Below are 1,220 nucleotides of genomic sequence, written 5' to 3' on the forward strand. Positions count from 1 at the left end.
GCCGTGCGCTGCTGGCGCGTGCCGGGCATTGTCGGCGTGCATCATGAGTGCGCGCATGTGTGTCCACATGCCGAAGTAATGGACGAGGAAGCTGTCGTTTGCGCGCATGAACCAGGGGGTGTTGATGAGCAGGGGGCTTTCGATGCGAGCGTGCTCGAGCAGGTGGTGCTCGCGCATGGCGCAGATGAAGTGGAACTGGTCGCCGTTGCCGGCGTAGACGCTGGAGCGGTCGGGCATGGCGGCGATGCGCTCCATCAGGGCGGCGAGCATGGCGAGGTTGGCGGGGGTGCGTCGGAAGGCCATGATGCCGGAGTTGAAGGGCCACTGGCCGATGTCGCGCGCGAGCAGGCAGTCGCGGCCGTCGAGCATGGGCGCGAGGGGGCGGTCGGGATCGGCGACGAGCACGTCGGCGTCGAGCCAGACGACCCATTCATGGTGGGCCAGCCAGCCGTGCAGCAGCCATGGCTTGAACCAGTTGCCGGTGGCCTGCAGGCCGGTCTCGCGGGGGATGTCGCGGTACACGTGGAGGGTGTAGCCGTGGCGCGCGCAGTAACGGCGCAGGCTGAGCTCGGCGATGTGGCCGTAGCAGGCGATGCCCGGGGTGTAGAGGGTGACCAGGGCGACGGGGTGGCCGGGATTGAAGGTGCTGCGGTCTTCGGCGGGGACGGGCGGTGAGTCCGGGAAGACGAAGGGCTGGCGTGCATGGAGCTGGCAGTCGTTGATGTGGGAGAAGAGCACCTCCCGGAAGCGCGGCACGATGCCCAGCTCGGGCGGCGAATGGGTGGCCGCGTCGAGGCTGACGGCGAAGGTGGGCACGACGCTCCAGCGGGGATCGACATTGGGTCCGGTGGCCATGACCGCGCAGAGGCCGTCGACGCTCTGGTGCCAGGGCAGGGCGGGCAGGGGGGCGAGCAGGGCGGACTCGCCGTCAAAGGGCAGGTCGCCGCCCAGGCGGCAGCGCGCGAGCAGGGTGGCGACGGTGGCGCGCGAGGCGGGGGTGTTGCGCCAGAACTGGACGTTGGGCTGTGCGGTGGGGGCGGAGGTGGCCACCAGCAGGCATTCGCGGCCCTGCATGAGGCGCGGCAGGGGTACCGGATGGACGATGGCGGCGTTCTCCGAGAGCAGCAGCACGAGGGCGCCTTCGGGCAGGCGGCGCAGGGCGTCGAGCAGGCGTTCGTAACGGTACAGGGCCTGCAGCTGGGGCCCGTCGGGCCCGTCGG

The 1,220-nt window shown here is 70.6% G+C and carries 1 protein-coding gene; it reads right to left on the minus strand.

Translation table 11 applies throughout. The annotated features are described in order from the left end of the window. Positions 1-1,220: galactosyl transferase GMA12/MNN10 domain protein (locus PXJ20_RS32810; RefSeq protein WP_421057500.1), on the minus strand; the 1,220-nt coding region annotated here is incomplete at both ends.

The sequence above is a fragment of the Paraburkholderia sp. A1RI_3L genome, from assembly GCF_048957895.1.
GTDB classification, from domain to species: Bacteria; Pseudomonadota; Gammaproteobacteria; order Burkholderiales; family Burkholderiaceae; genus Paraburkholderia; species Paraburkholderia kururiensis.